A 24,843-nucleotide genomic window follows, 5' to 3' on the forward strand; every position below is an offset into this window, starting at 1 on the left:
TGACAGAGGTTTCCGTGGGCGATGCGGTGAGGCTCAGGCTGTTTCGCGCACGGACAGAATGGTTAGAACGGTTTGCACATTTTGTGCAGCGTCACGCCCCAGGCTGGTCAGATAACCGCCATCGGGCTGGGTGATCAATTCTTTGTCGAACAGTCTTTGGGCAGCGGAAATGGCTTTCGGGGCAGCGGTCTGATGAATTTTCAAACCTTCCTGGGAACTGTCCAGGTTGAAGAGGGCGAGGATTTCCAGTTCGGCAACCAACTCAGGGGTAAGCGACATAAGGACTCCAGACTTTCTAGGAATTGGACGATAGCGCTCCTAAGGTGATCCCACTCGCGCAGCATGTCCAGTGCTCGTAACAGGGTTTTTTCGCCTCGGGGGGAGCATTCCCTGGCGGGGGCGTGGTTTCTGTAGGAGCGAGGCTGCCCGCGAAGAACGATATCGCGGTCTTCCTGAAAAACCGCGTCATCGTTCTTCGCGGGCAAGCCTCGCTCCTACGGATCTGGGGAGTTATTTCTTTTCCGGCGGCAACTCTGGCAGAGCGCGCAGCGCAGCTTCGTACCATTCGGTGTTGAACGCGCGGTCTTCTTCGAGGATCGCGTCGATTTCCACCGCCAGCACGTGAGCCATCAGGCTGAGGATTTCTTCACGCTCGTAGCCGACCAGGGTCAGCTTGTTGAAGGTCGCCTTGGCCGCTGGCGGGTTATCGCTTTCGATCTGGTTCTCGATCGCTTCGATCAGCGTCGTTTCGGTGAACTCTTCTTCGTCGTTGTCGATATCGTTAGGCTCGCTCATGGCAGGCTCCTCAAGGAAAGGCGCCAGTTTACCTGCATTCAGCGCTGTGATGCTGCTGGCAAGAAGTACCCGGGCGTTCTATAACTGGCGCTGCCAACCCCCTGCACGGCCTGGAGGCTATGTAATGCTCAAGCTTTATGGATTTTGCGTCAGCAACTACTACAACATGGTCAAGCTGGCGTTGCTGGAGAAGGGACTGCCATTTGAAGAAGTGCCGTTTTACCCAGGCACTACCCCCGAGACGCTAGCCATCAGCCCACGTGGGAAGGTTCCGGTGCTGGGCGTCGAACAAGGTTTCATCAACGAAACCAGCGTGATTCTCGAGTACCTCGAGCAGAGCCAGAAAGGCACGCCGCTGCTGCCGAGCGAGCCCTTCGAGCGAGCGCAGGCGCTGGCTTTGGCCAAGGAAATCGAGTTGTACATCGAACTGCCGGCGCGCGCCTGCTACCCCGAAGCGTTTTTCGGCATGTCTGTGCCGGAGGCGATCAAGGACAAGACCAAGGCCGAGCTGCTGCTGGGGTTCGCCTCACTGGGCAGGCACGGCAAGTTTGCCCCTTACGTAGCGGGCGACAGTCTCAGCATTGCGGATTTGTATTTCTTGTACAGCGTGCCGATGGCGCGTGCCGTGGCGCAGAAGCTGTTTGATATCGATCTGTTGGCTGAAATGCCGGCGGCCAAGGCGCTGCAGGAGCGTCTGGAACAGAACCCGCATGTGCAGCGGATCGCAAAGGACAAGGACGCGGCGATGCCTGCGTTTCTGCAGATGATCGCGTCGAAGAAGTAAGTTTTGTAGTGCTCTGACGTCAGTCATCGCGGGCAAACCCGCTCCCACAGGTTTCTCTGTCTGCCATAGATTTTGGCCAGTCGGAGATTCTTGTGGGAGCGGGCTTGCCCGCGATGCTTTTAGCGGCTGGCGAGCAACGCCTGACCGCGAGCAACAGCCTTCTTGACCTGCGCCGGCGCAGTGCCGCCGATGTGGTCACGAGCATTCACCGAGCCTTCCAGGGTCAGCACGGCAAATACGTCCTGCTCGATCTGATCGCTGAACTTGCGCAGTTCTTCCAGACTCATTTCCGCCAGGTCCTTGCCGCTTTCCACGCCGTACTTCACGGCATGGCCAACGATCTCGTGGCAATCACGGAACGGCAGGCCACGGCGCACCAGATAGTCGGCCAGGTCGGTGGCGGTGGAGAAACCGCGCAGAGCCGCTTCGCGCATCATCGCGTGCTTGGGCTTGATCGCCGGGATCATGTCGGCAAAGGCCCGCAGCGAATCGCGCAGGGTGTCGGCGGCGTCGAACAGCGGTTCCTTGTCTTCCTGGTTGTCCTTGTTGTAGGCCAGTGGCTGGCCTTTCATCAAGGTCAACAGGCCCATCAGCGCGCCGAATACCCGGCCAGTCTTGCCGCGAACCAGCTCCGGCACGTCCGGGTTTTTCTTTTGCGGCATGATCGAGCTGCCGGTGCAGAAACGGTCCGGCAGATCGATGAATTGGAACTGCGCGCTGGTCCACAGCACCAACTCTTCGGAGAACCGCGACAAGTGCATCATCGCGATGCTCGCGGCCGAGCAGAACTCGATGGCGAAGTCGCGATCGGACACGTTGTCCAGGGAGTTACCGCCGACAGCGTCGAAGCCCAGCAGTTGAGCGGTGTATTCGCGGTCGATCGGGTAAGTGGTGCCCGCCAGTGCGGCGCTGCCCAGCGGCATGCGGTTGGTGCGCTTGCGGCAGTCGACCAGACGCTCGTAGTCGCGGCTGAGCATTTCGAACCAGGCCAGCATGTGGTGCCCGAAGGTCACCGGCTGCGCGGTTTGCAAGTGAGTGAAGCCCGGCATGATGCTGGCGGCTTCGCGCTCGGCCTGCTCCAGCAAGCCTTGTTGCAAGCGGGTGATTTCGCTGAGGATCAGGTCGATCTCGTCACGCAGCCACAGGCGGATGTCGGTGGCGACCTGGTCGTTACGGCTGCGGCCGGTGTGCAGCTTTTTACCGGTCACGCCGATGCGGTCGGTCAGACGCGCCTCGATGTTCATGTGCACATCTTCAAGGTCGATGCGCCAGTCGAACTGGCCGGCCTCGATTTCACCCTGGATGGTGTTCAGGCCATCGATGATGCTGTCGCGCTCGGCATCGGTCAGCACGCCGACCTTGGCCAGCATGCTGGCGTGGGCGATCGAGCCCATGATGTCGTGGCGATACAGGCGCTGGTCGAAGGTGACGGAGGCGGTGAAGCGGGCGACGAAGGCGTCGACGGGTTCACTGAAGCGGCCGCCCCAGGACTGATTGGTCTTGTCAGTGCTCATGAATTCGCTCGTATCGGCTTGAAGAAAGATGGCGTGAAACGCTGACGCGGATAATAACAGGGTTGCCAATCCTGTCGCTGACACTGGTCGACAGGTTTTTTTCTCATCGTGCGACCCCTGCTCGAAGCAAACGATACGGAAATTGCGCAACGATATTTTTCAATTGAGCAATATCGTCCCGGCAACCGTCTACAGTTGGACAGAGGATCAGCGCACTTCTCGATGCTGCAGCTGACTATAGAGAGAAGAGGGGTGTTCATATTGTGTATCAGCAAACCCTACGGCGATGCCTCGCCAGTGCGGGCCTGGGCCGCCAGTCACGCGGCAGATAAAAATTTAGCCGCCGGTCTCGCGGCACTTTTTGGCCCTCGCGCTAGTCTTAGCGTGGATCGCGGTGACGGACGTCACTTCACCTGTCTACGCTATCCTTGTGCGAGACTCACGCAGGAATCCAGCGCAATATGAATGTCCTGATCGTTGATGACGAACCCCTGGCCCGCGAGCGCCTGAGCCGAATGGTCGGCGAACTCGAGGGATACAATGTCCTGGAGCCCAGCGCCACGAACGGCGAAGAGGCGTTGGCACTGATCGACAGTCACAAACCGGATATCGTGCTACTCGATATTCGCATGCCGGGCCTCGATGGCCTGCAAGTGGCTGCACGATTGTGCGAACGCGAAACCCCGCCCGCCGTGGTGTTTTGCACCGGGCCCGATGAATTTGCCGTGGAAGCCCTACAGGCTAGCGCCGTGGGTTATCTGGTGAAGCCAGTGCGCACAGAACAGTTACACGAAGCATTAAAGAAAGCCGAGCGACCCAATCGCGTCCAACTCGCGGCCTTGACTCGCCCGGCGGCCGAAACCGGTAGCGGCCCGCGCAGCCACATCAGCGCCCGCACCCGTAAAGGCATCGAGCTGATTCCGTTGGGTCAGGTGGTCTACTTCATTGCCGACCACAAGTACGTCACCTTGCGTCATGAAGGCGGTGAAGTGCTGCTCGACGAACCACTCAAGGCCCTCGAAGACGAATTTGGCGACCGTTTCGTGCGGATCCACCGCAACGCACTGGTGGCTCGCGAACGCATCGAACGGCTGCAACGCACGCCCCTGGGGCATTTCCAGCTGTTTCTCAAAGGCCTGAACGGCGATGCCCTGATCGTCAGTCGACGCCATGTGGCCGGCGTGCGCAAAATGATGCAACAGCTTTAATCCGTCATTCAGGGCGGATTTCTATCCTGTTACCGGACATTGAGGGCCAGGGAGGCCACGCAGTTTCTGATACAAGTCAAAGTGGATTTGGCTGAGCTGTTATTATCTGCCGTATCTATTCAGTACGGATTGATCCATGTCCTCTCGCGAAATCCGCATCGCCACCCGCAAAAGTGCTCTCGCCCTGTGGCAGGCCGAATACGTCAAGGCTCGTCTGGAACAGGCCCATCCGGGCCTGCTCGTGACGCTGGTTCCCATGGTCAGTCGAGGCGACAAGCTGCTCGATTCGCCGCTGTCGAAAATCGGCGGCAAGGGCCTGTTCGTCAAGGAACTGGAAACCGCGCTGCTGGAAAACGCAGCCGACATCGCCGTGCATTCCATGAAAGACGTGCCGATGGACTTCCCCGAAGGTCTCGGCCTGTTCTGCATCTGCGAGCGCGAAGACCCGCGTGATGCATTTGTCTCCAATACCTATGCCAGCCTGGATGAGTTGCCGCCAGGCAGCGTTGTCGGTACTTCCAGCCTGCGTCGTCAGGCGCAGTTGCTGACCCGCCGCCCGGACCTGGAAATCCGCTTCCTGCGCGGCAACGTCAACACTCGCCTGGCCAAGCTCGATGCCGGCGAATACGACGCCGTCATCCTCGCCGCAGCGGGTTTGATTCGCCTGGGCTTCGAAGACCGCATCACTTCGGCCATCAGTGTCGAAGACAGTCTGCCGGCCGGTGGCCAGGGCGCGGTCGGTATCGAATGCCGTAGCGCCGACACTGAAATCCACGCGCTGCTGGCGCCGCTGCATCATCAGGACACGGCTATTCGTGTTACTGCCGAACGTGCTCTCAACAAACATTTGAATGGCGGCTGCCAGGTGCCGATCGCTTGCTACGCCGTGCTTGAAGGCGAGCAGATCTGGTTGCGTGGGTTGGTGGGTGATCCGAGCGGCGGCCTGTTGCTCAGCGCCGAGGCCCGTGCGCCAAGGGCTGATGCCGAGGCATTGGGTGTGCAAGTGGCCGAAGACCTGCTGAGCCAGGGCGCCGCCGACATTCTGAAAGCAGTCTATGGCGAGGCAGGTCACGAGTGACTGGCTGGCGCCTGTTGCTGACGCGTCCTGCGGATGAATCGGCGGCGCTTGCCCGTGTGCTGGCTGACGCGGGGGTTTTCAGCAGCAGCTTGCCGCTTTTGGATATCGAGCCGATTCCCGCCTCTGACACAATGCGTGAAGTGATTCAGAACCTGGATAGCTATTGCGCGGTGATCGTGGTCAGCAAACCGGCCGCCAGAATCGCTGTCGATCTGCTCAACCAGTACTGGTCGCAGCCACCGTGCCTGAAGTGGTTCAGCGTGGGCGCGGCGACGGCGCAGATTCTCGAGGATAACGGGTTGGATGTGAGCTTCCCGGTCGACGGCGACGACAGCGAAGCCTTGCTTGAGCTTGCGCCGTTGCGCGAGTCTGTCGCCGGCCCCGATCCGCGAGTGTTGATCATGCGCGGGGAGGGTGGGCGCGAGCTGCTGGCTGAGCGTTTACGCGAGCTTGGTGCTAGTGTCGAGTATCTGGAGTTGTACCGACGCGGTTTGCCGCAGTACCCGTCGGCAACGCTGTCTGACCGGATCAAGGCGGAACGCTTGAACGGGCTGGTGGTCAGCAGTGGACAGGGTTTTGAGCACCTGCACCGATTGGCTGGCGATGCCTGGCCGAGCATGGTGCGGCTGCCGTTGTTTGTTCCAAGCCCCAGGGTCGCCGAGCTGGCACGCGCCGCCGGGGCCCAAACAGTTGTGGATTGTCGTGGCGCCAGTGCCGCGGCATTGCTGGCGGCGTTACGGGAACACCCCGTGCCCGTTTTCTAATGCAAAGGATGGATACGTGAGCGAAACAGCCTTGCCTAAAGATGACGTCCGGCCCGTGCTTGATGCACCGGCTGATGCACCGGTTGAAACTGCGCCACCTGCTGTTGAGCAGCGCCGAGGCAATGGGTTGGCAATCGTCGCGCTGCTGTTGGGCGCTGCCGGTGTTGCCGTGGGCGGTTGGGGAGTCTGGCAGGTGCGTCACCTGCAAGCCAATAACCAGCAACAGTTGAGTCAGGTTCAGGCGCTGAACGATCAGGCCCAGAGCTTGAAACTCAACGAGCAACGCCTGACGGCTCGCCTTGAGCAAATGCCGGCCGCCGAGGAACTCGACGCGCGCAGTCGCTTGGTCACCCAACTTCAAGGCGATCAGCAACGCTTGAATCAACGCCTGGAAACCGTCCTCGGCGCGAGCCGCAAGGACTGGCGTCTGGCTGAAGCCGAGCACTTGCTGCGTCTGGCCAGCCTGCGTCTGTCGGCGTTGCAGGACATCAGCAGCGCCCAGGCCCTGGTGCAAGGCGCCGATGAAATTCTCCGTGAACAGAACGACCCGGGGGCTTTTGCCGCTCGCGAGCAAGTGGCCAAAACCCTGGTAGCCCTGCGCAGTACCGAACAGCCGGATCGCACCGGATTGTTCCTGCGACTGGGTGCCTTGCGCGACCAGGTGATCAGCCTCACCGAGCTGGCGCCTGAGTACAAGGACCGTGGCGAATCCCTGCTGGGCCTGACCGCCGATGGCGACGGCGCCAGTCGCTGGGCGCAATGGTGGGATCAGATCTCGCGTTATATCCGCATCGATTTCAACGCCGACAAGAATGTCCGGCCGTTGCTGGCAGGGCAGAGCCTGAGCCAGGTGCGTCTGGCCCTGAGCCTGGCGCTGGAGCAGGCGCAGTGGGCCGCGCTCAATGGCCAGGCCGCGGTTTACACCCAGGCGCTGGCCGAGGCGCGGGACGTGCTCAAGGGCAACTTCAACCCGGACAACCCTCAGAGCAAAATCATGCTCGAGCAGGTGGTCGAGTTGAGCAAGCAGCCGGTCACGGTGGTCACGCCAGATCTGACGGGCACGTTGAGTTCGGTGCAGGCCTACCTTGAGCGGCGCAACGTCAACGCCGAGGAGTCGGTGAAACCTCTGGCCAAACCTGCCGCGAGCACTATGCAGGAGGCCACGCCATGAAGCGCCTCTATGTGATCGTGTTCGTGGTTATCGCCGCTGCCGCTGCGCTGGGATTGGCGATTGCCGAGCATTCCGGCTACGTGCTGATCGCCTACAAGAGCTTCCGTTACGAATCTAGCTTGTGGGCAACCCTGGCCCTGATGGTGGTGCTGTGGCTGGTGTTCTGGGGCATCAAGGCGTTGATCGAGCTGGTGACGACTTCCGGTGGAGTGGTCAATCCATGGTCACGGCGCAATCGCAGTCGACGGGTGCAAGTAGCGATCGAGCACGGTCAGCTGGATTTGGCCGAGGGCCGTTGGGCCAGTGCGCAGCGTCATCTGTATCGCGCAGCGGAAGCCGAGCGCCAGCCGTTGCTCTACTACCTCGGTGCCGCCCGCGCCGCGAACGAACAAGGTCACTACGAGGAAAGCGACAACCTGCTGGAGCGCGCCCTCGAGCGGCAGCCCCAGGCCGAACTGGCGATTGCCTTGAACCATGCCCAATTGCAGACTGATCGCGGCGACACTGAAGGCGCGCTGGTGACCCTGCAAGCCATGCACGAGCGTCATCCTCATAACGTCCAGACCTTGCGCCAGTTGCAGCGCCTGCTTCAGCAGCGGGGCGACTGGTCGGCAGTGATTCGCTTGTTGCCGGAGTTACGCAAGGACAAGGTGTTGCCACCGGCCGAACTGGCTGAGCTGGAGCGCCGGGCCTGGGGTGAAAATCTTTCGTTGGCGGCGCACCGGGAAGAGGACGGAACGGTCGGTTTGCAATCGCTCAATCGCGCCTGGCAGCAACTCACCGCTGCTCAGCGCCAGGAACCGCAACTGGTGCTGGCCTATGCCGATCAATTGCGGCAACTGGGCGCACAGGTGGAGGCCGAGGAGGTCCTGCGTGCAGCCCTCAAGCACAAATACGACAGCCATCTGGCACGCCTTTACGGGCTGGTTCGCGGCAGCGATCCGGCCAGGCAACTGCACACCGCCGAGGGTTGGCTCAAGGATCATCCCGCCGACCCGAGCCTGTTGCTGACGTTGGGCCGTTTGTGTCTGCAAAGCAGTCTGTGGGGCAAGGCCAGGGATTATCTGGAGAGCAGCCTGCGTGTACAGCGCAACCCTGAAGCCTGCGCCGAGCTGGCGCGGTTGCTGGCGCAACTGGGTGACACCGAACGCAGTAATCAGCTGTTCCAGGAGGGCTTGGGTCTGCTGGATGAGCGCTTGCTGGCGGCACCGCTGCCGGTGCCGGCTCACGCCTGATTTCCTGAGCCAGACCTATGTAGCAGCTGCCGAAGGCGGCGTTCGGCTGCGCAGCAGTCGTAAATCAGGCGCCACGGTTTGATCAGGTGGATCGCATAAATCTGGACGACTGCTGCGCAGCCGAACGCAGGCTGCGCCAGCTGCTACAAGGGGCAGGAATCGATTCGAATCCGCCACTGTTTCAGCGTTGTAATCCTTCGCCGGCAAAGTCCTACAGAGGACTACATCAAATCCTCTCGACCCTGTCGGGAATTCCCTACACTTCTGGTGAAGTGTCCGTGGTGGTCTGCCTTGAAAGGCTGCCGCGCTTTCCTCTACCGTAACCGCCTGTCTCTACTGTTACGGAAAAGCCATGTCTTTGGCCTGCTCACGCTCCTTGTTTTTCATGGTTTTCATTGCAGGTGCCCTGGCCTTGGGCGTTTCCTATTACCTGGAATATGCGGTCGGCCTCAAGCCTTGCGGGTTGTGCCTGTTGCAACGGGTTTGCCTGGCACTGCTCACGGGTGTCTGCCTGGTGGCTTCAGTGCAGGGGCCTGGCCGCTTCGGGTCGTTCCTGTATTGGCTGTTGGGTCTGCTCTGCAGTCTGGCGGGGACCATCACTGCATGGCGGCAGGTGGTGTTGCAGAGCGATCCGGTGCATCAGCTATCGGCATGCTCGACTGATCTGGCCGATCTGTTCGCCAGTAGGCCCTGGCTGTGTGTCGTGCAGCGAATGTTCAAAGGAACCGCCGATTGCGCGGAAATTTCCTGGACGCTGTTCGACCTGAGCATTCCGGAGTGGAGTCTGCTGTTCTTCGTTGCGATGATGATTCTGGGCGGGCATCAGTTGCTGCGCCTTGTCTGGATCGCGTGTCAGCGACCGCTCAGCGGCGAGTCGTCGCACCGGGTACTGGCGGGCGATTAAACACTTGTATGAACTTTATCTCCTGCGTACCTTGAAGCCATAGGCGCGCGGGCATAATCTGGCCCGCACGTGTCATTGGATTTATGTTGCTCGAATGACGCTCTGCCTGGTCGATTCTTGATCTTCAAGTGTGCGACAGGTGTAGAGCAGCATGACCCACAAGGGAAGAGAGAATCACCATGCTCGAAAGTTGTCAGAATGCTCAGGAACGCTGGGGTGGAGTGCATCTGCTGATCGATCGCTGGTTGCAGGAGCGTCACGAACTGGTTCGGGCCTATGATGCTCTCGGCGCCAAGCCCGAAGCTTTGGGCGAGAACCGAAAACCGTTGCAGGAATTCTGCGGTGTGCTGGTCGACTACGTGTCTGCCGGGCATTTCGAGATCTACGAACAGCTGACCGGCGAAGCCAAGGCGTTCGGTGATACTCGCGGTCTGGAGTTGGCCGAGACGATCTACCCGCGCATCGACGTCATTACCGAGAAGCTGCTGGCATTCAACGACCTGTGTGATGCCGGTAAGTGTGTCGCGGAGAAATTCAAGGAGCTGGGTGGCTTGTTGCACGAACGCTTCGAACTGGAAGACTGCCTGATCGAAGTGCTGCACACCGCTCACAAGGAAGAGGATTCGGTTCAGGCCTGAACCTTATCCAGCAACACCCTCAAAAAACGGTGCGCCAATGCGCGCCGTTTTTCGTTTCCGGCTTTCAGCTTGTAGCACCACGCAATTCGACTTCGAATACCAGTGGTGTGAACGGCGCGATCAGGTCGCCGGCACCGTCGGCACCGTAGGCTTGGGCCGATGGAATCACCAGGCGCCATTTCGCACCGACCGGCATGTTTTGCAGCGCACTGCGCCATCCGCTGATTACGCTATCAAGACTGAACCACTGCGGCTGGCTGTTCTGGTCGAACACCGAGCCGTCAGGCAGGCGTCCGATATACAGCACCTGGACCTTCCCATTCGGACCGGCCTTGGCACCGGTGCCCGGCGCCAACTCTGTCAGCAATATTCCATCGGCCAGTTCGCGAACGCCGGGTTTGGCTTTTTCCTCGGCGAGAAAACGTCTCTCGTTTTCCAAAGCCAATTCGCTTTGCGGCACAGGCGATTGCATGGCAACCCGGGCTTCATGCTCAGCCAGAATCTGTTCGATCCGTTCATCTTTCAGTGCCAGCGGCTTGCCCTGATAGGCTTGTTGCAAACCTTCGAGCAGGGCCTGGAGTTGCAGGTCCGGAACTTCCTGGCGCAAGCGTTCGCCAAGGCTTGCACCCAAGCTGTAAGCGAGATCGTGAGCGTCATTTGCGGCGTTTTTTTCGGCGGCCTGGGCCACGGAAAAAAACACGCACAGCGATAAAAAAAGGTAGCGCGACATGGGCACTCTCCGACCTGAGATGCGCAGGATTATGCCAGTGCGAATGCGCTCGAAGGTGAACTGGTTTTACCTAAGCGCAGAACTTTTTTGATTCGTTGCAACGGAGTGCTTTCGATACTGTCAACATGCCCTAGCGGCGGTTGCAGCAGAGGTCTAGTATGAGCCGCATTCACGTCAGCCAGGAGGTAAACCATGTCGGCCACCAAGAAGCCTGTAAATACTCCGTTGCACTTACTCCAACAACTCTCGGGCAGCTTGCTCGAGCATTTGGAAAACGCTTGTTCCCAAGCTATGGCTGATGCTGAAAAACTGCTCGCCAAGTTGGAAAAGCAGCGCGGAAAAGCGCAGGAAAAACTGCACAAATCCCGGACCAAATTGCAGGACGCTGCGGCGGCCGGCAAAGCCAAGGCGCAAGCCAAGGCTAAAGAGGCGGTGAAAGAACTTGAGGACTTGCTCGATGCCCTCAAGGATCGCCAGTCCGAAACGCGCAGCTACATCCTGCAACTCAAACGCGACGCTCAAGAAAGCCTGAAACTGGCCCAGGGTGTCGGTCGTGTCCAAGAGGCTGTCGGCAAGGCGTTGTCCCTGCGTTCGGCCAAGCCAGCTGCGGCACCTGCGAAGAAAGCCGCCGCCAAACCAGCTGCTGCAAAAGCACCGGCCAAGCCTGCTGCCAAAGCCCCGGTGAAAGCCGCAGCCAAGCCAGCCGCAAAACCGGCGGTGAAAAAACCAGTCGCTGCCAGTGCTGCAAAACCAGCGGCTAAAACGACGGCTGCCAAACCTGCCGCCAAGCCAGCTGCTGCCAAAACAGCTGCCGCTAAACCAGCTGCAAGAACCACGGCTGCCAAACCCGCCGTGGCAAAAACCGCAGCGGCAAAACCAGCGGCTAAATCTGCTGCCAAGCCAGCCGCTAGAACTGCCGCCGCTAAACCGGCTGCCAAGCCAGCCGCCAAACCTGTCGCGGCTAAAACCGCCGCAGCCAAGCCAGCTGCCAAGCCAGCTGCCAAACCAGCTGCTAAACCCGCTGCAAAAGCTGCGGCCAAACCCGCCGCTAAACCGGCTGCCAGAACTGCTGCTGCGAAACCTGCTGCCGCTGCCAAGCCAGCCACTGCTGCAAAACCAGCCGCTGCAAAACCGGCTGCAAAACCAGCAGCAAAACCGGCCGTGAAAAAGCCAGTCGCCGTTGCCAAACCGGCTGCTGCGCCAGCGATCAAGCCAGCAACTCCGGCCCCGGCTTCTTCGGCTTCGCCCGCGCCTGCAGCAACCACCTCGACCACCACGTCTGCGCCAACGCCAGCCGCGTCCTCGAGCACCAGCACTACCCCAACCAGCGCTTCCTAAGTGCCGGTTACCGCGACGCGCAGCTGATGCAGCGCGTCGCGGTCCAGGTTGGCGGCGCTCGCCGCCACACCTTCCAGCCAGGCCGAGAGATCGGTCGCCTCATCCTGCGGCCAGCTCTTTGCCGACCGCTCCAGTCGCAACAACAACTGTCGCTCGGCTTGCAGTTCCAGGGTTTTGACTTGTTCGCGCAACGTATTCAGTTCGGCATCCTCGGCCGCGCCGGCTTTCCATTGCCTGCGCAGCGCCCGTAGCGGTCGCACGACCTCCGCGTCCCAGGGCGCGGCCACGTAGCGAAGTTGCTGTAATCGTTGCCCGTTGCAGGCGACACCTCGCTGTCCAAGCCACAATCCACAGAGCAGCAGGCACACGTTCACCCCTGCCGACTGTAATTGCAGGCAGGCATCTTCAACGCCGGGACGGGCGTAAGTGCCAAGGGAAAAGCTCCACAGGTCAGAGGACATAGTGCTACTCGCGCCAGTTGCGAGCGAAGCTGGTAGACTCCGCCGCCATTATGATTCGACTTCAGAACCTGACTTTACAGCGTGGCCCGCAACGTCTGCTAGAAGACGCCGAGCTGACCCTGCACGCCGGCCACAAAGCCGGCCTCATCGGTGCCAACGGCGCCGGCAAATCGAGCCTGTTCGCCTTGATTCGTGGCGAACTGCACCCGGACTCGGGTGACTGCTTCTTGCCGGCCGACTGGCGCATCGCCCACATGCGCCAGGAAATCGAGACGCTCGAACGCATTGCGGTCGACTACGTGCTCGATGGTGACCTGCGCCTGCGCGAGGTGCAACGCGACCTCGCCGCAGCCGAAGCGGCCCATGACGGTGCTGCTCAGGCCCGCCTGCACTCGGAACTCGACAGCGCCGACGGCTACACCGCCGATGCCCGGGCTCGAAAGCTGCTGGCCGGCCTTGGGTTCACCAATGAGCAGATGGATCGGCAAGTAGGAGATTTCTCCGGTGGCTGGCGGATGCGTCTGAACCTGGCGCAGGCTTTGATGTGCCCTTCGGACCTGTTGCTGCTCGACGAACCGACCAACCACTTGGACCTCGACGCCATCATCTGGCTCGAAGAGTGGCTTAAAAGCTACCCCGGCACTTTGATGCTGATTTCCCACGACCGGGACTTCCTCGATGCCGTGGTCGATCACGTAGCCCACGTCGATCAACGCAAGATCACCCTGTATCGCGGTGGTTATAGCGCCTTCGAACGCGCCCGTGCCGAACGTCTGGCCCAGCAACAACAGGCCTACGAGAAGCAACAGGCGCAACGTGCGCACATGGAAAGCTATATCGCCCGCTTCAAGGCCCAGGCCACCAAGGCCCGTCAGGCCCAGAGCCGGATCAAGGCGCTGGAGCGGATGGAAGAGCTGTCCGCCGCGCACGTCGATTCTCCGTTTGATTTCGTCTTCCGCGAATCGACGAAAATTTCCAGCCCGTTGATCGATCTGTCGGATGCTCGACTGGGTTACGGCGACAAAGCCATTCTGGAGAAGGTCAAGCTGCAACTGACCCCAGGCGCGCGGATCGGCTTGCTCGGCCCGAACGGCGCGGGTAAATCGACCTTGATCAAAAACCTCGCCGGTGAGCTTGAGCCGTTGGCCGGTCGCCTGACGCGCGGTGAAAACACCGTCGTTGGCTACTTCGCCCAGCATCAGCTCGATTCCCTCGACTCCAAGTCCAGCCCGTTGCTGCACTTGCAGCGCCTGGCGCCGACCGAGCGTGAGCAGACCCTGCGCGACTTCCTCGGCGGGTTCGACTTCCGCGGCGCGCGTATCGATGAGCCGGTACTGAATTTTTCCGGCGGTGAGAAGGCGCGTCTGGCCTTGGCATTGATCGCTTGGGATCGACCGAACTTGTTGCTGCTCGACGAACCTACCAACCACCTGGATCTGGAAATGCGCCTGGCGCTGACCATGGCCCTGCAGGAATTCAGTGGCGCGGTACTGGTGGTCTCACACGATCGCCATCTGCTCAAAAGCACCACTGACAATTTCTATCTGGTGGCAGACGGCAAGGTCGAGGAATTCGACGGCGACCTGGAAGACTACGCCCGTTGGCTGGTCGAATACCGTCAACGCAATGCCCCGGTCAGCAATACCCCGGTCAATCCGGACAAGACCGACAAGAAGGCCCAGCGCCAGGCCGCTGCTGCATTGCGTCAGCAGTTGGCACCGCACAAGCGCGAGGCCGACAAGCTTGAAGCCGAGCTGGGCAAGCTGCACGAGAAGCTGGCGAAGATCGATACCAGCCTTGGCGACAGCGACATTTACGAGCCGATGCGCAAGAACGATTTGCGTGATTTGCTGGCTGAACAAGCCAAGCTGAAGGTGCGTGAAGCCGAACTGGAAGAAGCCTGGATGGAAGCGCTGGAACTGCTGGAAAGCATGCAGGCGGAGCTGGAGGCACTGTCCTGATGGAAGCCTTCAAGCTGCCTTTGCCGGCTGGGTGGGGTGAGCCGCTCTGGCTGGTCGTGCAAATCCTGCTAATCCTGCTGGCCGGCTATATCGCCCAGCGTGTCGTCGCTAAATGCCTGACTCGATTGGGTGAGCGCTACCCGTTTCCGCCGCAGTTTTTCATGCCGCTGCGCGGCGGTTTGCGCTGGCTGATCATGGGCAGCGCGCTGATCTTCGTGTTGGAACGCCTTGGCGTGTCGGCCACGGTGCTCTGGACGGCGTTGTCCGGTTTCGTCGCGGTAGCCGCCGTGGCGTTTTTCGCCATGTGGAGCGTGCTGTCCAACCTGCTGTGCGCGATCCTGATCTTCACCGTCGGCCCATTCCGTATCGGCGATGTGGTCGAGTTGGTGGATACCACCGACAAGCCCGGCGTCAAAGGCCGGGTGGTGGCGATCAATCTGCTCTACACCACGCTGATCGAAGCCGAAGAACTCGGCACCGGCAGCGCCATGGTTCAAGTGCCCAATAGCCTGTTCTTCCAGCGCTCGGTTCGACGCTGGCGTGGCACTGATGTGTTCTCTTCGAACGGGTTCGAAAAATAGACGCTCTGTAGCCCGACACACCGCAATCGCGAGCAGGCTCGCTCCCACATTGATCCTCAGCGAACCTGTTTTCTGTGATCAACCGAGCACCACAGCCTGCTGGCGATGAGGCTTTACAGCCGTAAACGCTGGTCGGCAGTGGCTCTGTCCTACAAAAAAACGGTAGTCATTGGCCCAAAGGCGCATTAGCTTAGACGTCTGTCACGAGTCTGAGTCGAGGTGTGCGATGGTGCTTCAAACATGGCTGGCGTTTTTTGCCGCTTGCTGGGTGATCAGTCTTTCTCCCGGAGCCGGCGCCATTGCGTCGATGTCCAGCGGTTTGCGTTATGGTTTCTGGCGCGGTTACTGGAACGCCCTGGGGCTGCAACTGGGTCTGGCGTTGCAGATTGCGATTGTTGCTGCCGGTGTCGGTGCGATCCTCGCGGCCTCCGCTACGGCTTTCTATGCGATCAAATGGTTTGGCGTGGCCTACCTGGTCTACCTCGCGGTCAAGCAATGGCGCGCGCTGCCCAATGATATGAACGACGACGCGGCCATTCGGCAGATCGGCAAGCCGATGGCGCTGATGTTCCGTGGTTTTCTTGTAAACGTCAGCAACCCCAAGGCCTTGGTGTTCATGCTCGCGGTGCTGCCGCAATTCATCGACCCCCACGCGCCGCTGGTAGCCCAGTACCTGATCCTCGGCGTGACCATGATCTGTGTCGACCTGATCGTCATGGCCGGTTACACCGGGCTGGCGGCCAAAGTGCTGCGATTGTTGCGCACACCCAAGCAGCAGATACGCATGAACCGCACCTTTGCCGGGCTGTTCATCGGCGCGGCGGCGTTCATGGCGACCCTGCGCAAAGCCGCGGTGTAAAACCTTCAGGCACGAAAAAAGGCGACCTTTTCAGGTCGCCTTTTTCATCTGTGGCGAGGGGGCTTGCCCCCGTTGGGTCGCGAAGCGGCCCCAAAACCAGTCACCTCAATTTCCCGGATATACCGCGTACACAGGACTTACGACTGCTTCGCAGCCGAACGGGGGCAAGCCCCCTCGCCACAAGGTGGCCGACCTGAATCTCAGTGCAGAATGACCGGCGCGGTGTCTGCTGGCAGGTTATTGCGCAGCGGCGCCTGCCCCGGCTGCTCATAGCCACCGCCACCGAGCTGTTGGCTCAGTTGCGCAGCCACATCCTCACCCAGCGCCTTGGACACATCACGTACCACCCGTGGGCGGTTCAGCGAAATCTTGATATCCCGGCCATTCACCAGTTTGGTGTCCTGACCTTCGCCCATCGCGGTGAAGGCCGAGGTGATCTCATAGGTCTTGGTGTTGATCAGACTGAAATCCGCCACCAGCGTCAGCCCCAGCACTGCCGAATAGCTGTCGGTGTTGGCCAGCTCGTTCATGTCGCGGGTGAAGTCGATGTCTGACACGGTGCCGAACAGCACGTAGTCGGCACCCTTGAAGCTACCGGCCTTGATGCGCTTGATCACGTCATACACGTCACCTTTGGACGATGCTGTGTACGGCGTGCCTTGCACCAGTTGGAACATGCCGGTGCGCAGAATCTCGCCCTTGATGTCGCCGGTGAATTTACGCAGCTCGCCTTGCTCGATGTAGCTGCTGGTTGCTTCGTACTCGTCATAACTGGACGAACCACTGGCGCCGTAATAGCTCTGGCTGTGGTTGCTCTGGGCCGAAACAGTGTGGACGTATTGTTCCACCCGTTCCTGATACGCCAGGTCCGCTACTGCGACTTTCGGGGCCGCTTGCACGCTGAACGCGCAAGCCAGGGCCATCATGCCAATCCATGTGCGCATCGATTAACGCTCCGTGGTTTTGCGAATCTCTTTTTCGTCCATCCACTCGGCCAGACCGCTTTCAACGTCGATCAACTGCAGGCTGAATTTGTAGAAGACGTCCTTGTAATCGCTGCTGCGCTTGACGATCGAGCTGATCGAGCCTTCGATGCGATACTTGGCTGCGATCATGTTGCCAGTCTTGGCGACGGTGCTCTTCTTGTACAGGCCGCTCTGGTTTTGCAGCTTGAGCTGGTCAACCTGGCTTTGCATGGCAGTGTTGTCGCTGGCGAAGCGGGCGACGCCGGTCTTCATCAGCTGGGTCTTGATGCTGGTGGTGATTTCGCGGGTATCGATGTACTCGCTGGTCTTGTTCTTCACGTCGTAAACCTGAACCACCGGACGGCCTTGCAGGATGCCGGACTGGGCCAGGGAGCGGGTCATGGATTCGGCGATCATCTGCAGGTCGGTGGAGCCGAACTCGTTGGTCACGGTTTCCACGGCCTTGGTGTCACCGTAGCTGATGTTTTTACTGCCCAGGGTCGGAGAAGTGTTGGCGCAACCGCTGGCCAGGAGGGCGATGACGGCGATGAACGAAAAGCGTGCAAACATGGGAATGCTCTCTAGAACTGAACGAATGGTGTAGGGCTTAAGGCGTTTTGATTTCGAGACGGAAATCCACGGCTTTGGCGGTTGGCGCAATGGCCTGAATGAAACTGGTCTGCTCGCCATACATCATCTGGCTTTTCCAGGTTTCTTCTTCGGCAACCGGGAAACCTTCAGGGCCGAGCCAGGCAAAACGGTAGTAGAAGGTCTTGTTGTTGTAGCTGGTGTTGCTCAGCTGCGCATTGACCGTCATGAAGCCGTTTTCCCGGGCCACGCGCATGGCGCCGACTACGATGTTCTTGAGCTTGCCCATGGCCACGACCTTGCTGGCAGCGCTGCCTGGCTCCGGCGGTGGCGGGGTGGCGCAGCCGGCCAATAAGGCGAGGGCGACGACAGCGATGAATTTGAAGCGCATGCAAAGACTCCGTTCTTAAGGTTGTTTGAGGCTGGCCACGGCGGTCGGGTTGGCGCTCGGGATCACGTGCGCAGCCACGCCGCTGGCGAATACTTGATTGCCCACGGCGCGCAGGGTGATGACCTGAAAGCGTTGATCGACAGTGACCTTGACCACCGAGCCGCCCACGGCGCTCGGCAGCGTGACGCTATGCTCGCCTTTCTTCAGACGCAGACGCACCACCTGAGTGTTGTCCGGCAGCGTGCGCCACGTACGGGTATCGGCACCTTCGAGTACGGCTGAAGTGATGCCGACTGCAAGCCCCGCCAGTGGGTTGGTTTCGTTGATCTGTTTCTGTGCCACACCACGAGTGATCGCCCGCACGGTGGTGCGCAGGATGATGCCTGGCATGTCATCACGCAGCGCGCGACGGGACATGGCAGTGGTGCTGTTGAGTTGGGTCAGGTCCAGCTGCTGACCGTCCACGCCGATCTGGGCGAAGGCGGCAGTGGAGGTGTCCGGTTTGATGATCGGGAACGACAGCGGCGTGATCACCACGTTGTTGCTGATCGGCAATGGCAGCGGAATGCGGATGGAATCACGGGACGGCGCCAGACCGCTTTGCACAACGATCAGGATGTCGCTGTCATCGTTCTTGGCGGGTTTGTCGAGATTCACCAGTGCCTGTTCCAGCAGCGGCGTGTTCGGACGCAGTTCGGCGGCCTTGCGATAACCCGGCGCCGCCAGATCTTTCTCGCCCAGGGCTTCATAAACGAAGCCGGCCAGGTAATGGCTGAACGCACTCTGGTAGCTGTTTTTCAGGCTGACCACTTCCGGTGCGTCGAGGCTGGCCACCGGGTAACCCTGAAGATCCTTGTACTGGGTTTTGACGCCTTCTTTCTCGGCTTGCTCTTCGCTCTTGAGGTATTCCTTGTCGCGCAGGTCGGCGATCACCGCTTCACGCTCGTGAGTCTTCTTGATCGCGGTGCGCGCGCCGTCGAAGTCGTTCACCGCCAGCAGGTTGAGGGCCATCTGCGTGGTCAGCATGACTTTTTCGTAGTCGTAGCCTTCGTAGCGACGAACCTTGTCGTTGACCAGGAAGCTGCCGAACTGAGCCAGGTATTTGTCGGTATCGAGTTTGACCGCGTCTTCCCACTTGCCCACCACCTGATCGGCGCTGGTCCAGGCGTTCTGGCTGCCGGACAAGTCGCCCTTGGCGCGCAGCAGTTCACCTTTCTCGAAGTAATAGAGCAGGTCTTTGTCTTTGCTGGTGTTGTTCTTTTCCAGCAGGGTCAATGCGGCGTCGACGTTGCCGGAAGCCAATTGCTGGTTGGTTTGTGCAAGTTCCGAATCGTAGTTACGAAAGGCCGAGCAGCCGGAAAGCAACGTGACAGCGCTGAGCGCGATCAAGGTGGGGGCACGGAATGCCATAAGGGGTACGTCTTCCCTGAATATAAGCAGCCGCGTGCTGGTCGGGCTGTTGGGACCCATCGGCAGGGTTGTTGGCCTCCTGCCAATTCCTCATAAAAAAAGGAGCTTAAATGCCATATCGCAATAACGACGGCGCGGCATTATAAACAGGGATGCTGGCTATGTAATGGCTTTTTAATTACATAATTTCACAACGTGCCACTACTTATTTCAGACCGGATACCGCACTGCTCTCAGGCGCAATGGCAGGTTCGAAAGCCACTCCGTTGCTGTAAATCCGCTCGCCCAGCGCTCGCAGGCCTATGACCTGATGGTTCTGCTCGATGCGGACTTTCAGGGGCGCGGCGCCCGGCGCGTTGGGCAGACTGATCAGGTGCTCGCCTTTTTTCAGGCGCAGGCGCGCCACCAGGGTGATGTTGGGCAAGGTACGCCAGGTTCGGGTGTCTGCGTGCTCAAAGCCATCGTGCTGCGTCACGTAAGAGGCTTTGCTCGGGTCGCGTCGGTTGTCTGTAGCCTGAACAGAAGCAGCCAGGTAGGCGCGATGCGCGGTGCGCTGAATGATGCCCGGCATATCGTCGCGCAACGTGCGCAAAGACATGTCGGTGATGCTGTTAACAAGGATCAGTTGCTGTTTGCGACCGTCGATCGTCATCTGCGTGAACGCCGGGGTCGACGTGTCGGGAACCATCACCGGAAACGATACGTTGGCGACGATCACCTGATTGTCTTCCAGGCGCACCGGGTAGGGGACACGAACCGAACTGCGCGCCGGCGCCAGGCCGCTTTGCACGATGATCAGCACATCACTTTCATTTGCCTTGGCTGCGGGCTTGTCGAGTTCGCGCAATGCCTGCTCGAAGAAGGGCAGGTCGGGTCGCAACTCGATGGCCTGGCGATAACCCGGCGCGGCAAGATCACGCTCACCCAGCGCTTCATACGTAAACCCGGCCAGGTAGTGACTGAATGCACTCTGATAGCCGTTTTTCAGCGCGATCACGGCGGGCGCATCGAGGGTCATCACGGGATAGCCCTGGAGATCCTTGTAGTGCACGCGAACGCCCTGAGCCTTGGCTTCTTCTTCAAGTCGCTCGTATTCCTTTTCCCGCTGACGGGCAATCAGTGCTTCACGTTCGTGGGTTTTCTTGATGTCGGCGCGAGCACCGTCGAAGTCATTCACGGCCAACTGGTTCAGGGCCATTTGCGTGGTCAGCATGACTTTTTCGTAGTCGTAGCCATCGTAGCGCCGCAGTTTGTCGTTGATGATGCTGCCCCAATGATCGCCCATCGCGGACAAGAGCTGTGTGCCGGCAGACTCGACGGTGTCCTGGCGCTGGATCACCATTTGCTCTGCACTACGCCAGGCAACCTGGCTTTGCGGCAGCGCACCACCGGCACTCAGGACTGCGCCTTTTTCGAAGTAGTAGAGCAGATCCCGTTCTTCTGACGGATTGTGCAGCTCCAGCAGTTGGAGAGCGCCCTGCGGATTTCCCGCTTTCAACTGGGCGGTCGTTTGCTCCAGTTCCAGGTCGTAGTCGCGGTAGGCGGCGCAACCGGTCAGTTGCAGGGCAAGGCTTAACAGCAGTGAGAAAAACAGGTGTGAACGCATGGACGTTGATTCTTCCCTGAACGAAACCGACGGAGGGTGGCAATTGGCCGCTGAATTTATACGCAGCTACGCAGGAAATACCAACAAAGCTTGAGTGAAACTCATTGGGAGTGAACAATGTGTTACTTCGTATTTCCATTTGAGATTTATTCATGATTGCCTCCTCTCGTTTTCTGGCGTGGCTCCTGCTGCCGGTGATCGCGTTTTGCAGCTTCAATGCGCTGGCCGAAACCGCGGAAGGTGCGCCAAAGGCCCTGCATTTGCTCGATTATATTGGCGCTGATTACCCGGCGACGGTCGAGGCGGGCAAAGTCATCGATGAGTCTGAATACCGCGAACAGCAGGAATTCCTCAAGGTGCTGCAAGGTTTGATCGCCGATTTGCCGGCCAAACCCGAACGCGCAGAGCTGGAGCAGGGCGTCGGTAGTCTTGGCGCTGCAATCGCCGCTCGCAAAGATGGCGCAGAAGTCGCCCGTCAGGCGCGGCAGCTGGGGGCAAAACTGGCGGTGACCTATGAGGTCAGCCAGGCCCCGGTCATCACTCCAGACCCGACTCGCGGCGCGCCGCTGTATACCCAGCAATGCTCGGTGTGCCATGGCGATGCGGGTGCCGGTGACGGCCCGGCGGGTGTCGGCATGACGCCACCGCCGGCCAATCTGCGCGATGCCGTGCGACTGGACCGTCTGAGCCTCTATGCGATCTACAACACGCTGGGCATGGGTGTTGAAGGCACCGACATGCCGGCCTTCGCCGATCAACTGGATGATCGTCAACGTTGGGACCTGGCGACCTATATCGCTAGCTTCAGCGCCGATCCGGCCGCGGCAAAATCCGAGAAAACCTACAACATCGCCGACCTCGCACGTCAGACGCCAGCCGAAGTGCAGGCCGCCGAAGGTCCGCAAGCGGCCGCGACCTTCCGCGCGCAACGAGCGCAACCGCCGCAGGTCAAGCGTGGCCCGGGGCAGTTGCTGGATTACACGGCGGCCACCTTGGACAAGAGCATCGCCGCCTACCGCGCCGGCGATCACGACCAGGCCTACGACCTGTCGGTGGCAGCGTACCTGGAAGGCTTCGAGCTGGTCGAAAGCTCTCTGGACAACGTCGACGCCAACGTGCGCAAAGACACCGAGAAGTCCCTGATGGCTTACCGTCAGTCGTTGCAGGACGGCTTGCCGGTGGCCCAGGCCGAGCAGCGTCTGGAGGCGGCCAAGGCCAAGTTGAAAGAGTCCGCTGGCCTACTGGGCAGTGATGGCTTGAGCTGGTCGCTGAGCTACATTTCCGGTCTGTTGATTCTGTTGCGAGAAGGTCTGGAAGCGATTCTGGTGCTCGCGGCGATCCTCGCGTTCCTGCGCAATACCGGTCAGCAATCGGCGGTGCGCAGCGTCAACATCGGTTGGGGCCTGGCGCTGCTGGCCGGGCTGGCGACCTGGGCGGTAGCGGCGTATGTGATCGACGTCAGCGGTGCCCAGCGTGAATTGCTGGAAGGCGCGACGGCGTTGTTTGCCAGTGTCATGGTGCTCTGGCTCGGGGTGTGGATGCACGACCGTCGTCACGCAGCGGCCTGGCAGGATTACATCAAGAGCAGCCTGGTGAGTGGCGGCGGGCGTTTCGGGTTTGCGATCCTGGCGTTCTTTTCGGTGTATCGCGAGCTGTTCGAAGTGATCCTGTTTTATGAAACCCTGTGGTTGCAGGCCGGGCCGGCAGGGCACAACGCCGTAATGGCGGGCGGGGCGACGGCGCTGGTATTGCTGATCGGCCTGGCCTGGGTGATTCTGCGCGGCTCGGCGAAACTGCCGCTGGCGTTGTTCTTCGGCATCAACGCCGGGCTGCTGTGCGCATTGTCGGTGGTGTTTGCCGGCCATGGCGTGAAGGCGTTGCAGGAAGCCGGGATCTTCGGCACGCGGCCGGTGCCGTTCTTTGACTTCGACTGGCTGGGGATCCACGCTGATGCGTATTCGCTGAGTGCTCAGGCCGTGGCGATCATTGCGATCATCGTGTTGTACAGCCGTAGCCGGATGGCCGAGAAGCGGCGGGCGCAAGTTTCCTGACGCATTCGCTACGCTCATAATCGCGGGCAAGCCCGCTCCCACAGGTTCAGCGCTAACCTTGTGGGAGTGGGCTTGCCCGCGATGCTTTTCAACAGAGGAAAACACTATGCGCGTGTGGATCGATGCCGACGCTTGCCCTCGGGCAGCCAAGGATCTGGTGGTGAAGTTCGCCCTCAAGCGCCAGTTCGAAGTGGTGCTGGTGGCCGGTCAGCCGCAGATCAAACCGGGACTCGCCCTGGTGAAGCTGATCGTGGTGCCCAGCGGCCCGGATGCCGCCGACGATTACCTGGTGGAATACGCGGTGCCAGGTGAACTGGTGATTTGCAGTGATGTGCCGCTGGCGGACCGGCTAGTGAAGAAGGGCGTTGCGGCGCTGGATCCACGGGGCAAGGAGTTCGATGCGCAGAACATGGGCGATCGACTGGCGGTGCGTAACCTGTTCACCGATCTGCGCGAGCAGGGCCAGATGAGCGGCGGGCCAGCACCGTTTGGCGACCGTGAGAAGCAGGCGTTCGCCAATGCGCTGGACCGGATACTCACGCGGTTATCGCGCAAGTCTTAAGCCATGCATTGAACCCTGTGGGAGCGGGTTTGCTCGCGAAAGCGGTATATCAGCCAACATCAATGTTGAATGTCAGTCAGTCTTCGCGAGCAAGCCCGCTTGTGTCTTGGGCAGGAATTAGACTGAGGGTGAGAGCGGTGAGTGGCAAGCTGAATGCCCGGAGTGCTTAAAGCACGTGTGGGAGCCCATGCTGCCATTCACCTCTCCGCTCTGGTTATTGAGCCCGAACAGTTGAACGAGCCGACCTCGAACATTACAAGCGTGGTGCCCAGCCAGAGCGCTCTCACCTTTGAGTGTAAGAGGGTTCGGCTATGTTTTCCTGCGCAGGCATCGATGTTTCCAAAGATACCCTTGAAATTTGGATTAACCCGCAAGACATTGGCGCCAGTTACCTCAATACCGCCAGTGACTTCCTTGGGCTGATTGATTGGTTAAAGCGCTACCAGGTCAGCCGCGTATTGCTGGAAGCCACCGGCGGCTATGAGCGAGAGGTCATGAAAGCGCTTCAGGCTGCCGGCTTCGAAGTCTTGCGGATCAACCCTCGCCGAGCCAGAGACTTTGCCAAGGCCATGGGGCAGCGCGCTAAAACCGACCCGATAGATGCGCGGCTGCTCGCGCAGTTTGCCGAAGTCATAAAGTCGCCAAGCAACCGAATCACCAGCCCTGAACAGGACAATTTACGTGCGCTGGTACAGCAACGTGAAAACTTTGTTCAGCAACATGGCGACGATTTACGGCGCCTCAAAACAGCCTCTGCTGACACGGTAAAACCCTGTCTGCGAAGTCATATCGACTATTTATGCCAAGCAATAAAGTCGATAGAAAGGTTGATCCGTCAAACTGCTAAAGACCTGGACAGTGATAAAACGGCCCGTTTGTGTTCGGTCAAGGGTATAGGGCTCGTGACGGCAGCCAGCTTGATGGCCTATTTACCTGAGCTGGGCGAGGTTGGACGGCACGAGATCGCAGCGCTGGCAGGCATAGCCCCCTACAACGACGACAGCGGCAAACATGAAGGCCCCCGCCACATTGGCGGTGGCAGGTTTGCTGCGCGTCGGGCGATGTACATGGCGTGCTGGGTGGTGATTCAGCGACAGCCTGAGTTCAAAGCGCGGTATGACGCACTGCGTCATAAGGGCAAATGCGCAAAAGTAGCGCTCATCGCCTGTATGCGCGTGTTGTTGATACGGCTGAACGCCATGATCCGAGACCGAACTGAGTGGAAAGAACCCTTGGCCTAAACGGGTCG

25 protein-coding genes are annotated in these 24,843 nt (G+C 59.9%); 15 read left to right on the forward strand and 10 right to left on the reverse strand.

Annotation, left to right across the window (positions count from 1 at the left end; translation table 11 throughout):
- Positions 1-33: 33 nt before the first annotated feature.
- A complete protein-coding gene (locus JFU11_RS16195; protein WP_201061287.1) occupies positions 34-279 on the reverse strand; it encodes a TIGR02647 family protein in 246 nt (81 codons plus the stop codon).
- Between the two features lie 231 nt (positions 280-510).
- Complete coding sequence (locus JFU11_RS16200) at positions 511-795, reverse strand: hypothetical protein (protein ID WP_052964526.1); 285 nt, start codon at positions 793-795, stop codon at positions 511-513.
- A gap of 124 nt (positions 796-919) precedes the next feature.
- On the opposite strand from JFU11_RS16200, the gene JFU11_RS16205 reads away from it, so the two are divergent.
- Entirely contained in the window at positions 920-1,579 is a 660-nt protein-coding gene (locus JFU11_RS16205) for a glutathione S-transferase (RefSeq protein WP_201061289.1), read from the forward strand.
- A 119-nt stretch (positions 1,580-1,698) separates the two neighbouring features.
- Here the strand turns inward: JFU11_RS16205 and argH are convergent, their stop codons facing one another.
- Positions 1,699-3,093 carry an argininosuccinate lyase gene (gene argH, locus JFU11_RS16210; protein WP_038980789.1) on the reverse strand — a complete coding sequence of 465 codons (1,395 nt, stop codon included), beginning with the start codon at positions 3,091-3,093 and terminating at the stop codon, positions 1,699-1,701.
- 461 nt (positions 3,094-3,554) lie between these two features.
- Between argH and JFU11_RS16215 the strand changes: the two genes are divergently transcribed.
- From JFU11_RS16215 to JFU11_RS16245, 7 genes are all read left to right on the forward strand, one after another.
- The gene (locus tag JFU11_RS16215; protein ID WP_007899317.1) at positions 3,555-4,301 is read left to right on the forward strand and encodes a LytTR family DNA-binding domain-containing protein; all 747 of its coding nucleotides are present in this window, start codon (positions 3,555-3,557) and stop codon (positions 4,299-4,301) included.
- Between the two features lie 136 nt (positions 4,302-4,437).
- Complete coding sequence (gene hemC, locus JFU11_RS16220) at positions 4,438-5,379, forward strand: hydroxymethylbilane synthase (RefSeq protein ID WP_201061291.1); 942 nt, start codon at positions 4,438-4,440, stop codon at positions 5,377-5,379.
- On the forward strand, positions 5,376-6,143 hold the full coding sequence (locus JFU11_RS16225) for a uroporphyrinogen-III synthase (protein WP_123720260.1): 768 nt from the start codon (positions 5,376-5,378) through the stop codon (positions 6,141-6,143). The genes hemC and JFU11_RS16225 overlap by 4 nt, the downstream gene beginning before the upstream one ends.
- A 16-nt stretch (positions 6,144-6,159) precedes the next feature.
- Entirely contained in the window at positions 6,160-7,314 is a 1,155-nt protein-coding gene (locus JFU11_RS16230; protein ID WP_123720261.1) for a uroporphyrinogen-III C-methyltransferase, read from the forward strand.
- Positions 7,311-8,549, forward strand: coding sequence for a heme biosynthesis protein HemY (locus JFU11_RS16235; RefSeq protein WP_201061293.1), 1,239 nt, complete (start codon positions 7,311-7,313; stop codon positions 8,547-8,549). The genes JFU11_RS16230 and JFU11_RS16235 overlap by 4 nt, the downstream gene beginning before the upstream one ends.
- Positions 8,550-8,901: 352 nt before the next feature.
- Positions 8,902-9,453, forward strand: a complete 552-nt coding sequence (locus JFU11_RS16240; protein WP_201061295.1) for a disulfide bond formation protein B — start codon at positions 8,902-8,904, stop codon at positions 9,451-9,453.
- A 179-nt stretch (positions 9,454-9,632) separates the two neighbouring features.
- Entirely contained in the window at positions 9,633-10,091 is a 459-nt protein-coding gene (locus tag JFU11_RS16245) for an Rsd/AlgQ family anti-sigma factor (RefSeq protein WP_007899333.1), read from the forward strand.
- A gap of 64 nt (positions 10,092-10,155) precedes the next feature.
- Here JFU11_RS16245 and JFU11_RS16250 read toward each other — a convergent pair whose 3' ends face one another.
- Positions 10,156-10,821, reverse strand: coding sequence for an FKBP-type peptidyl-prolyl cis-trans isomerase (locus JFU11_RS16250; RefSeq protein WP_201061297.1), 666 nt, complete (start codon positions 10,819-10,821; stop codon positions 10,156-10,158).
- Positions 10,822-11,013: 192 nt separating this feature from the next.
- On the opposite strand from JFU11_RS16250, the gene JFU11_RS16255 reads away from it, so the two are divergent.
- Positions 11,014-12,159, forward strand: coding sequence for an AlgP family protein (locus JFU11_RS16255; protein WP_201061299.1), 1,146 nt, complete (start codon positions 11,014-11,016; stop codon positions 12,157-12,159).
- Here the strand turns inward: JFU11_RS16255 and JFU11_RS16260 are convergent.
- Entirely contained in the window at positions 12,156-12,620 is a 465-nt protein-coding gene (locus JFU11_RS16260) for a TIGR02444 family protein (RefSeq protein WP_123720266.1), read from the reverse strand. The two genes, JFU11_RS16255 and JFU11_RS16260, sit on opposite strands and share 4 nt — an antisense overlap.
- 50 nt (positions 12,621-12,670) lie before the next feature.
- On the opposite strand from JFU11_RS16260, the gene JFU11_RS16265 reads away from it, so the two are divergent.
- From JFU11_RS16265 to JFU11_RS16275, 3 genes are all read left to right on the forward strand, one after another.
- Complete coding sequence (locus JFU11_RS16265; protein WP_201061301.1) at positions 12,671-14,581, forward strand: ATP-binding cassette domain-containing protein; 1,911 nt, start codon at positions 12,671-12,673, stop codon at positions 14,579-14,581.
- The gene (locus JFU11_RS16270) at positions 14,581-15,162 is read left to right on the forward strand and encodes a mechanosensitive ion channel family protein (RefSeq protein ID WP_201061303.1); all 582 of its coding nucleotides are present in this window, start codon (positions 14,581-14,583) and stop codon (positions 15,160-15,162) included. Before JFU11_RS16265 ends, JFU11_RS16270 begins: the two co-directional genes overlap by 1 nt.
- A 226-nt stretch (positions 15,163-15,388) precedes the next feature.
- A complete protein-coding gene (locus JFU11_RS16275; protein WP_123720268.1) occupies positions 15,389-16,021 on the forward strand; it encodes a LysE family transporter in 633 nt (210 codons plus the stop codon).
- 200 nt (positions 16,022-16,221) lie between these two features.
- Here JFU11_RS16275 and JFU11_RS16280 read toward each other — a convergent pair whose 3' ends face one another.
- The 5 genes from JFU11_RS16280 to JFU11_RS16300 all read right to left on the reverse strand — a co-directional run bounded on the left by JFU11_RS16280 (position 16,222) and on the right by JFU11_RS16300 (position 20,981).
- Entirely contained in the window at positions 16,222-16,965 is a 744-nt protein-coding gene (locus JFU11_RS16280) for a hypothetical protein (RefSeq protein WP_201061305.1), read from the reverse strand.
- Between the two features lie 3 nt (positions 16,966-16,968).
- A complete protein-coding gene (gene lpoB, locus JFU11_RS16285; RefSeq protein WP_008012492.1) occupies positions 16,969-17,556 on the reverse strand; it encodes a penicillin-binding protein activator LpoB in 588 nt (195 codons plus the stop codon).
- Positions 17,557-17,593: 37 nt separating this feature from the next.
- Positions 17,594-17,965 carry a YcfL family protein gene (locus JFU11_RS16290; RefSeq protein WP_007899347.1) on the reverse strand — a complete coding sequence of 124 codons (372 nt, stop codon included), beginning with the start codon at positions 17,963-17,965 and terminating at the stop codon, positions 17,594-17,596.
- Between the two features lie 15 nt (positions 17,966-17,980).
- On the reverse strand, positions 17,981-19,375 hold the full coding sequence (locus JFU11_RS16295; RefSeq protein WP_201061307.1) for a hypothetical protein: 1,395 nt from the start codon (positions 19,373-19,375) through the stop codon (positions 17,981-17,983).
- 205 nt (positions 19,376-19,580) lie between these two features.
- Positions 19,581-20,981, reverse strand: coding sequence for a hypothetical protein (locus JFU11_RS16300; RefSeq protein WP_123720271.1), 1,401 nt, complete (start codon positions 20,979-20,981; stop codon positions 19,581-19,583).
- Positions 20,982-21,133: 152 nt separating this feature from the next.
- Here JFU11_RS16300 and JFU11_RS16305 point away from each other — a divergent pair, with 152 nt between their 5' ends.
- The 3 genes from JFU11_RS16305 to JFU11_RS16315 all read left to right on the forward strand — a co-directional run bounded on the left by JFU11_RS16305 (position 21,134) and on the right by JFU11_RS16315 (position 24,835).
- A complete protein-coding gene (locus tag JFU11_RS16305) occupies positions 21,134-23,032 on the forward strand; it encodes an FTR1 family protein (protein WP_201061309.1) in 1,899 nt (632 codons plus the stop codon).
- A 106-nt stretch (positions 23,033-23,138) separates the two neighbouring features.
- Positions 23,139-23,594 (forward strand): YaiI/YqxD family protein, encoded by a 456-nt coding sequence (locus tag JFU11_RS16310; RefSeq protein WP_201061311.1) that lies wholly within the window; start codon positions 23,139-23,141, stop codon positions 23,592-23,594.
- A 311-nt stretch (positions 23,595-23,905) separates the two neighbouring features.
- A complete protein-coding gene (locus JFU11_RS16315) occupies positions 23,906-24,835 on the forward strand; it encodes a transposase (RefSeq protein WP_123719003.1) in 930 nt (309 codons plus the stop codon).
- Positions 24,836-24,843: the final 8 nt, after the last annotated feature.

This window comes from Pseudomonas sp. TH37, from assembly GCF_016650735.1.
Taxonomy (GTDB): domain Bacteria; phylum Pseudomonadota; class Gammaproteobacteria; order Pseudomonadales; family Pseudomonadaceae; genus Aquipseudomonas; species Aquipseudomonas farris.

What these genes read in the sequence shown, in the direction of transcription:
- JFU11_RS16205 (WP_201061289.1), top strand. Translation starts at nt 920, where the DNA reads ATGCTCAAGCTTTATGGATTTTGCGTCAGCAACTACTACAACATGGTC.
- lpoB (WP_008012492.1), bottom strand. Translation starts at nt 17,556, where the DNA reads ATGTTTGCACGCTTTTCGTTCATCGCCGTCATCGCCCTCCTGGCCAGC.
- JFU11_RS16315 (WP_123719003.1), top strand. Translation starts at nt 23,906, where the DNA reads ATGTTTTCCTGCGCAGGCATCGATGTTTCCAAAGATACCCTTGAAATT.
- JFU11_RS16240 (WP_201061295.1), top strand. Translation starts at nt 8,902, where the DNA reads ATGTCTTTGGCCTGCTCACGCTCCTTGTTTTTCATGGTTTTCATTGCA.
- JFU11_RS16265 (WP_201061301.1), top strand. Translation starts at nt 12,671, where the DNA reads ATGATTCGACTTCAGAACCTGACTTTACAGCGTGGCCCGCAACGTCTG.
- JFU11_RS16295 (WP_201061307.1), bottom strand. Translation starts at nt 19,375, where the DNA reads ATGGCATTCCGTGCCCCCACCTTGATCGCGCTCAGCGCTGTCACGTTG.
- JFU11_RS16260 (WP_123720266.1), bottom strand. Translation starts at nt 12,620, where the DNA reads ATGTCCTCTGACCTGTGGAGCTTTTCCCTTGGCACTTACGCCCGTCCC.
- JFU11_RS16280 (WP_201061305.1), bottom strand. Translation starts at nt 16,965, where the DNA reads ATGCGCACATGGATTGGCATGATGGCCCTGGCTTGCGCGTTCAGCGTG.
- hemC (WP_201061291.1), top strand. Translation starts at nt 4,438, where the DNA reads ATGTCCTCTCGCGAAATCCGCATCGCCACCCGCAAAAGTGCTCTCGCC.
- JFU11_RS16310 (WP_201061311.1), top strand. Translation starts at nt 23,139, where the DNA reads ATGCGCGTGTGGATCGATGCCGACGCTTGCCCTCGGGCAGCCAAGGAT.
- JFU11_RS16255 (WP_201061299.1), top strand. Translation starts at nt 11,014, where the DNA reads ATGTCGGCCACCAAGAAGCCTGTAAATACTCCGTTGCACTTACTCCAA.
- JFU11_RS16270 (WP_201061303.1), top strand. Translation starts at nt 14,581, where the DNA reads ATGGAAGCCTTCAAGCTGCCTTTGCCGGCTGGGTGGGGTGAGCCGCTC.
- JFU11_RS16195 (WP_201061287.1), bottom strand. Translation starts at nt 279, where the DNA reads ATGTCGCTTACCCCTGAGTTGGTTGCCGAACTGGAAATCCTCGCCCTC.
- JFU11_RS16305 (WP_201061309.1), top strand. Translation starts at nt 21,134, where the DNA reads ATGATTGCCTCCTCTCGTTTTCTGGCGTGGCTCCTGCTGCCGGTGATC.
- JFU11_RS16290 (WP_007899347.1), bottom strand. Translation starts at nt 17,965, where the DNA reads ATGCGCTTCAAATTCATCGCTGTCGTCGCCCTCGCCTTATTGGCCGGC.
- JFU11_RS16300 (WP_123720271.1), bottom strand. Translation starts at nt 20,981, where the DNA reads ATGCGTTCACACCTGTTTTTCTCACTGCTGTTAAGCCTTGCCCTGCAA.
- JFU11_RS16235 (WP_201061293.1), top strand. Translation starts at nt 7,311, where the DNA reads ATGAAGCGCCTCTATGTGATCGTGTTCGTGGTTATCGCCGCTGCCGCT.
- JFU11_RS16275 (WP_123720268.1), top strand. Translation starts at nt 15,389, where the DNA reads ATGGTGCTTCAAACATGGCTGGCGTTTTTTGCCGCTTGCTGGGTGATC.
- JFU11_RS16245 (WP_007899333.1), top strand. Translation starts at nt 9,633, where the DNA reads ATGCTCGAAAGTTGTCAGAATGCTCAGGAACGCTGGGGTGGAGTGCAT.
- JFU11_RS16215 (WP_007899317.1), top strand. Translation starts at nt 3,555, where the DNA reads ATGAATGTCCTGATCGTTGATGACGAACCCCTGGCCCGCGAGCGCCTG.
- JFU11_RS16250 (WP_201061297.1), bottom strand. Translation starts at nt 10,821, where the DNA reads ATGTCGCGCTACCTTTTTTTATCGCTGTGCGTGTTTTTTTCCGTGGCC.
- argH (WP_038980789.1), bottom strand. Translation starts at nt 3,093, where the DNA reads ATGAGCACTGACAAGACCAATCAGTCCTGGGGCGGCCGCTTCAGTGAA.
- JFU11_RS16200 (WP_052964526.1), bottom strand. Translation starts at nt 795, where the DNA reads ATGAGCGAGCCTAACGATATCGACAACGACGAAGAAGAGTTCACCGAA.